Annotated in this window: 9 protein-coding genes; 3 read left to right on the top strand and 6 right to left on the bottom strand. The window is 72.0% G+C overall.

Annotated elements, in window-relative coordinates; genetic code table 11:
- The 6 genes from AX685_RS23425 to AX685_RS21470 all read right to left on the bottom strand — a co-directional run.
- Positions 1–133 (bottom strand): glycine zipper 2TM domain-containing protein (locus AX685_RS23425; RefSeq protein WP_331710156.1); only part of this gene is annotated, 133 nt, incomplete at its 3' end.
- 249 nt (positions 134–382) lie between these two features.
- Positions 383–1,186: a crotonase/enoyl-CoA hydratase family protein gene (locus AX685_RS06355; RefSeq protein WP_066486602.1), complete on the bottom strand. Its 804-nt coding sequence runs from the start codon at positions 1,184–1,186 to the stop codon at positions 383–385.
- A 32-nt stretch (positions 1,187–1,218) separates the two neighbouring features.
- Complete coding sequence (locus tag AX685_RS06350; protein WP_066486600.1) at positions 1,219–1,809, bottom strand: winged helix-turn-helix domain-containing protein; 591 nt, start codon at positions 1,807–1,809, stop codon at positions 1,219–1,221.
- Between the two features lie 60 nt (positions 1,810–1,869).
- On the bottom strand, positions 1,870–2,763 hold the full coding sequence (locus AX685_RS06345) for a hypothetical protein (RefSeq protein ID WP_066486590.1): 894 nt from the start codon (positions 2,761–2,763) through the stop codon (positions 1,870–1,872).
- The gene (locus tag AX685_RS06340; RefSeq protein WP_066486588.1) at positions 2,751–3,647 is read right to left on the bottom strand and encodes a hypothetical protein; all 897 of its coding nucleotides are present in this window, start codon (positions 3,645–3,647) and stop codon (positions 2,751–2,753) included. Before AX685_RS06340 ends, AX685_RS06345 begins: the two co-directional genes overlap by 13 nt.
- A complete protein-coding gene (locus AX685_RS21470; protein ID WP_156445705.1) occupies positions 3,644–3,817 on the bottom strand; it encodes a hypothetical protein in 174 nt (57 codons plus the stop codon). The genes AX685_RS06340 and AX685_RS21470 overlap by 4 nt, the downstream gene beginning before the upstream one ends.
- 116 nt (positions 3,818–3,933) lie before the next feature.
- Here AX685_RS21470 and AX685_RS06335 point away from each other — a divergent pair, with 116 nt between their 5' ends.
- The 3 genes from AX685_RS06335 to AX685_RS06325 form a co-directional block, all read left to right on the top strand.
- On the top strand, positions 3,934–4,383 hold the full coding sequence (locus AX685_RS06335; RefSeq protein WP_066486578.1) for a PaaI family thioesterase: 450 nt from the start codon (positions 3,934–3,936) through the stop codon (positions 4,381–4,383).
- Positions 4,383–4,766, top strand: coding sequence for a PaaI family thioesterase (locus AX685_RS06330; RefSeq protein ID WP_066486574.1), 384 nt, complete (start codon positions 4,383–4,385; stop codon positions 4,764–4,766). The genes AX685_RS06335 and AX685_RS06330 overlap by 1 nt, the downstream gene beginning before the upstream one ends.
- An 8-nt stretch (positions 4,767–4,774) precedes the next feature.
- Positions 4,775–5,149: trimeric intracellular cation channel family protein (locus tag AX685_RS06325; RefSeq protein ID WP_197418511.1), on the top strand; the 375-nt coding region annotated here is incomplete at its 3' end.

Here is a 5,149-nt window from a genome sequence, read left to right as displayed (position 1 = left end):
GGTTGGAGCTGCTGCGCTCGATCTCGCGGCCCGCCAGCGCGCCGCCGACGCCGCCCAGCACGGTGCCGAGCGTGCGGTCGCCGCGCGTGTCGATCGTGCGGCCCAGGAGGCCGCCGGCGACCGCGCCGACCACCAGCCCGGTGGTGCCGTCCGGCTTGCGGCAGCGTAGGCGGCCGTCCTCACCGCGCCACTCGCGCTATCGCGAATGGCGGCGCGCATCCGCGTCGGTGGTGGTGGCGATGAGCGTGGGGGCGACCATCGCGGCGGCGCCAAAGGCGAGCATCAGGTTACGCATGTGACATTTCTCCCGTTCCGAAATTCGTAATGCCGTCGAAACGTGTCCCTTGTACCCCGGTTGCATGAACCTGAAACAACGCCGCGTTCAGCTTCGCGGCGGCGGGTTCCCGTCGACGAAGACCGGCGCGCGCCTGGCCATATTGGCCTTCACCGATTCCACCTGGTTGGGCGATCCCATCAACGCGACCTGCTCGACGCTTTCGGCCAGCAGGATCGAGGCGGTGTCGCCGTCGTGCATTTCTGCGAACAGCCGCTTGCACCCGCGCACGGCATCTGGGTTGCGCCCGGCGATATCGCGCGCGATCGCCATCGCGCGGGCGTGGGGATCGTCGTCCAGATGCGTCACCAGCCCCCAGCCTTGCGCCTGCGCGGCGGAGAATTCGCGGCTGGTGTAGACAAGCTCGCGCAGGATATCGTCGCGCACCGTGCCGCGCCACAGCGCGAAGCCGCCCATGTCGGGCACCAGCCCCCAATAGGTTTCGCGGATCGCCATGCGTGTATCGGGATGCGCGACGCGGATGTCGGCGCCCGACAGCAGCTGGAACCCGCCGCCCATCGCGACGCCGTGCACCGCCGCGATCACCGGCACCGGCAACTCGCGCCAGCCGGTGCAGACGAACTGCGCATCGTTGGACGGGCCGCGGCTGCGCTCCGACAGTTTCAGTCCCGAACCGCCGCCGGCCATCGACGCCATGTCCAGCCCGGCGCAGAAGGCGCGCCCTTCGCCCGACAGCACCACCGCGCGCACCTCCGGCATCGTGCCCAGCCGGTCGATCGCATCGCGCAGGCCGGCGAACATTGCCGGATCGAGTGCGTTCATCTTGTCCGCGCGGGTCAGCCGCACGTCGGCGATCCCGTCGGCGACGGTGATCGAAACGCGATCGTTCATGGTGCATCCTCTTCCTAAGCCCTGCGGCTTAGCTACAGGGCGGGCACGGGCGCCGCAACCAGCCGATAGCCGCGCCCGCGATCGGTGAGCAGCATCGGCGGCGCGGCATCGCATTCCAGCGCGGCGCGCACGCGCGACACCTGCACCGCCAGCACGTTGGTGCCCGGATCGAAGCGGAGGCCGAACACCGCGCGGCGCAGATCGTCGTGCGGCACGGTGCGGCCGACCCGCGCCGCCAGATGCGCGAGCAACGCATATTCCCGCGGGCGCAGGTCGAGCGGCCGCCCGGCGCGCGCGGCGGTGCGCGCGATCCGGTCGATCACAAGGTCGCCGATCCGCCAGACGGGGGCTTGGGCATGGAGCCGGGCGGCGCGCGCCGCGATGACCGCATCGCCGCCGCGCGTGCAATCGCCGGCCCCGGCAGCAAGCGTCGCGATCTCCTCCGCCTCGTCCCGCGCGACGATCAGCGTGGCGGCGCCGGCGAACCGCTGCGCAAGGATCGACAGGTCGGCGGGCGCGCCGATCACGACGGTCGGCGCGGCGCCCTCGACGACGCAGGCAAGGCCGACCTGGCGAAGCGCGGCGGCCAGTCCGGGGCGTTCGATCAGCAGACGCACCGCCATCGCCGCATCGTAACCGGGGCGGCACTGACGTGGCGCAACACCTGATCCGATTTGGACCGGTCAGCCGGCCAGAATCGCACGTGCCGCGGCGGCGTTGCACGGGTCGCGATCGTCCGCGGCGCGCTCCGCCAGCCGGTGGGTAGCGGCAGGGGAGAGCAGCCCGTCGAGCGCGGCGAGCGCGGTCGCGCGCATTCGCGAGTTCGGGTGGCGGAGCGCGATATCCTGCGCCAGGCCGGTGCCGTCGTCGCCGCCCAGCTGCGCGGCGATCGTCACCAGCGCCTCCGACGGGGTGACCGTCATCGCCTGCGCGATCGTGTCGGTGGCGGTGTCGAAGCGATATTGCGTCCGCCACGGCTGCGCCCGGTCGTGGCCCAGGATGTTGAGCGAGACCGAGAATCGGTCGGGCGGATGCTGGACATGGACGTCGCGGTGCGCGCGGTAGAGCATCACCTGTCCCGGTTCCAGCCGAGCGCGGCGATCGAACGTCAGCCCGGCACGATCGCCGGCGACGCGGTGCGTCCTACCGTCGAACGCCTGGTCGGCCAGATAATAATCGCTCCAATAGCCTGGCCCGAGATAACCGACCGTCAGGAACGAGAAATTATGGTCGTGCGGCAGGTCGTAGAAGAACGGCGCGGTCCCCGCCGCGCGCACCACCGCGTCGCCGTGAGCGGGCCAGAAGGCGGCGCGCAGCGCGTAGCGGCCGCCGGGCGGGCGCAGCATCAGCACCTGCGCGCCATAGCTGTTGCGCGCCTGCCCGGCGAAGCGTGTCTCCAGCTCGGCGATCGCCATGTCGGCGAGGAAGCGGCGGTTGCGCGCCAGCCGCGCCAGCCAGATGCCGCGCGCGGCGAACGCATCCTCGTCACGCGGATCCCAGGGATCCGCGTCGAGCGCATCGACCAGTTCGTCGAGCGTGATCGCGTCGTCCGCGGCGGTGTCGATCAGACGGGGCATGGCGCGGCCCCCAGCCGGGCGAGCGTGACGGCGGCGGCGGCGCGCACGTAGGCGTGGGGATCGCCCGCCGCCAGTTCGCGCAGGCGCGGCAGCGCGGCGTCGGCGTCGAGCGCGAGCCATTCGCGCATCGCCTCCCAGCGCAGGTGGAAGGCACCGGCGCGGGTCGCGGCGTCGAAGCGCGCGCCCGCGTCGTTGCGGCCGGCGATGCGCAGCAGCGTCAGTAGCATATGGGTGCGCGACGCGCCGTCGTCGCCGGTGGCGATGCGCAGGCGGCGACCGGTCGCGCGGTCATATTCGCGCACCATCGCGGGCGCGCGGGTGGCAATGGTGACGGTCGCGACCGGCGTGACGGTGTCGAGCAGCGTCGCCTCGCGCCGGCCATCGGTGCGCAGCACCAGCCCGTCATGCAGCTCGACCGCGGGCAGTGAGGCGAGCGGCAGCGCCTCTCCGGCATCTGGCGGGCCGGCGTCCCAGCGCAGCAGCCGCGCGCCGCCCGAGCGGTGATAGCGCGTCACCGCCAGCCGCCCGGAAACGGTCAGCGTCGTCGCGTCAGCGTCGCCCATCGCGACCGTCGCGGAGACGGTGGCGGCGGGCAGGTCCAGCAACCGCACCACGGTGCGCCGCGGATCGCGCGCGACGCGCAGCGGGGCGTCGAACCACGGGTCGTCGCGCAGCGCGGCGGTCAGCGGGGCGAGCAGCGCGGTGATCCACGATGCGTCGGCCAACAGCTTCGCGGCGGCGTCCGCCACGCGCGTAGCATCGTCGGGCGTCAGCGCGGCGAAGGCGGCGGCGACGTGGCGCACCGCCTCGCCATCATGCCACGCGCGCGCGATCGACGCCGACCGATCCGCCGCGGCGGCGAGCGCCGCGCGCGACGGGATCACGACCGCGAATCGGACTGGATCAGGATCACCAGCTCGACGATGTAATCGCAGATATGATCCGCGCCGCGTTCGGCGGTGCGCACGCTGCCGGCCGGGGCGATCATCGTCGCCAGATCGGGAATGTCGGCGATGTCGATCCGCCGTGCCGTGCCCATCGCGCCGTTCGTCATCCTTGCCCCCACATCCATCGAAACGATGCGCCCATCGTGTGGCGGCGCGCGCGGCGGGCGTTAGTTAAAACGCTGCAACGTTGCGCGGCGCGCGCGCGGGCGTGTAGGGCGGCGGCATGACGTTCAATCCGGCCAAGATGATGGACCAGATCGACCTGCGCCGTTTCGGCGGCCACGGCGGGCGGCTGGGCATCCGTTTCCACGCGCGCGACGCCGAATGGGTTGAACTGGCGATGCCTTATGCCGAGGATATGATCGGCGACGAGGACAGTGGCGTGATCGCGTCCGGGCCGATCATCGCGATGATGGATATCGCCACCAGCCTGGCGGTGTGGAACCGGATCGCGACGTTCGTGCCGCACGCCACCGTCGACCTGCGCATCGATTACCTGCGCCCCGCGCGGCCCGGCCGCACCGTGATCGGGCGGGCCGAATGCCTGCGCGTCGCGCGCTCGATCTCGTTCACGCGCGGCATCGCGCATGACGGCGATATCGACGATCCGGTCGCGCATGTCGCCGCCACGTTCATGGTGCCCAGCGGCAGCTATCCGAAGGTGACGCCGTGATGCGCCTGCCCCCGTATGCGACGCTGCTGGGTGCGCAGCTGGAATATGCCGCCGACGGCACGCCGGTGATGCGGATGCCGTTCGCCGAGGCGGTGCTGGGCCGCCCCGGATTCCTGCAGGGCGGGGCGATTTCCGGCCTGCTGGAGGTGGCCGCGATCGCGGCGCTGCGCCACGCGCTGGCGGAGGAGGGCGGGGGCCGGATCAAGCCGATCAACGTCACCGTCGATTTCATGCGCGGCGGGCGCGACCACGATACGCTGGCCGCGGGGATCATCACCCGGCTGGGCAACCGCGTCGCCAATGTTGAGGCGGTGGCGTGGCAGGACGATCGCGCGCGACCGATCGCGTCGGCGCGGATGAACTATCTGATCGAGCGGGACTGACCGGCGCGATGCCGCCGGCGGAGGCACTGACGCCGCAGGTGCTGCTGCCCGCGTTCGCGCCGTGGCTGGACGTCGCGGGGCTGGCGGTGTTCGCGGTGTCGGGCGCGCTGGCGGCGGCGCGGCGCGGGCAGACGCTGGTGACCTTCGCCTTCTTCGCGCTGATCACGGGGGTCGGAGGGGGAACGGTGCGCGACCTGCTGATCGGGGCGCCGGTGTTCTGGGTCCACGATGCGCGCGCGGCATCGGTGTGCCTCGTCATGGCGATGGTGATCTGGATCACGCCGGCGCGCTGGTGGCGCGGTGCGGCGCTCGACTGGTTCGATGCGGTCGGGCTGGCTGCCTATGCCGTCTATGGTGCGGCCAAGGCGCTGGGCTACGGCGTG

This window comes from Sphingomonas sp. CCH9-F2, assembly GCF_001556735.1.
In the GTDB taxonomy this organism is placed as follows: Bacteria; Pseudomonadota; Alphaproteobacteria; order Sphingomonadales; family Sphingomonadaceae; genus Sphingomonas; species Sphingomonas ginsenosidimutans.
The sequence above is the reverse complement of the archived record's forward strand: the minus strand, read 5'-3'. Positions and strand labels throughout refer to the sequence as shown.

Bases quoted from the DNA above. Each gene is read 5' to 3' on its own strand.
- AX685_RS06355 (WP_066486602.1), bottom strand. From the start codon at position 1,186: ATGAACGATCGCGTTTCGATCACCGTCGCCGACGGGATCGCCGACGTG.
- AX685_RS06350 (WP_066486600.1), bottom strand. From the start codon at position 1,809: ATGGCGGTGCGTCTGCTGATCGAACGCCCCGGACTGGCCGCCGCGCTT.
- AX685_RS06345 (WP_066486590.1), bottom strand. From the start codon at position 2,763: ATGCCCCGTCTGATCGACACCGCCGCGGACGACGCGATCACGCTCGAC.
- AX685_RS21470 (WP_156445705.1), bottom strand. From the start codon at position 3,817: ATGACGAACGGCGCGATGGGCACGGCACGGCGGATCGACATCGCCGAC.
- AX685_RS06335 (WP_066486578.1), top strand. From the start codon at position 3,934: ATGACGTTCAATCCGGCCAAGATGATGGACCAGATCGACCTGCGCCGT.
- AX685_RS06330 (WP_066486574.1), top strand. From the start codon at position 4,383: ATGCGCCTGCCCCCGTATGCGACGCTGCTGGGTGCGCAGCTGGAATAT.